Here is a 1,032-nt window from a genome sequence, read left to right on the forward strand (position 1 = left end):
ATTTATGGAAGTATGCCGCCTGAAACGAGAAGAAAACAAATTGAGCAGTTCATTAATAGAGAAACAAATGTCATTGTGTCTACAGATGCGATTGGAATGGGATTAAATCTTCCAATTAGACGAATTGTCCTTTTAGAAAACATGAAATTTGACGGGCAAAAGAGGAGATTGCTGACTTCTCAAGAGTTAAAGCAGATTGCAGGCCGTGCTGGAAGGAAGGGCCTCTACAATGTTGGAGAAGTTGCATTCGCTAAAGATGCAAAGCAAATGAGAGAACTGTTATTTTCAACAGACGAGCAAATCAGCAAATTTTCAATTGCTCCTACTTCAGATATGCTAAGAAGATTTAAAGAATATCATCATGACCTCGGAACGTTTTTTGACATGTGGGCTAAATTTCAAAATCCAAAAGGTACACAAAAATCAAATTTGGCACAAGAACGTGAGCTTTATGAGGAAGTGAAAGACACGCTGATTGAAGCGAAAATGCCCATTGTTGATTTATACGGCTACTTGCAGCTGCCTTTTTCATCAAAAGAAAGCTCTTTGAAAAAGCAGTGGGTTGCCAGCATGAATTCGATTGTTAACAGGGAAGAGTTACCTGAACCACGGATGATAGAAGGCTCACTGGAAARATTAGAGCTATCTTATAAGGCGATTGGCCTGCATCTTTTATTTTTATATCGAATGGACAGAAGGCCAGAGGCTATTTACTGGGAGCGTGTCCGAGAAGAGCTTACAGATAAAATCCATAACGTATTAAGAAAAGATATGAAAAAATTTAAAAGAACATGCAGTACGTGTTCTAAAGACCTTCCTTGGAATCATGATCACGCCATATGTGATTCGTGTTTTCATAAAAGATTCCGCAGAAGACACGGAGACGAAGATTTTAATTACTAAGATGTAGTGATAAAAAGTGGCTTGTCCGAACGAGTTGGATTTTTGATTGAGAATCCAATTCGTTCGGCTTTTTTTATTGTGAAGGCAGCTTTCATGTGTTTCGTTCCTTCTAGCAGTTGGTTAGAGGGC

1 protein-coding gene is annotated in these 1,032 nt (G+C 38.6%); it reads left to right on the top strand.

Annotation, left to right across the window (positions count from 1 at the left end; genetic code table 11):
* A partial coding sequence (locus AC1DRF_RS29355) for a helicase-related protein (protein ID WP_477742490.1) occupies positions 1-903 on the top strand: 903 nt, incomplete at its 5' end.
* Positions 904-1,032: the final 129 nt, after the last annotated feature.

Source organism: Priestia sp. P5_B4, assembly GCF_056400385.1.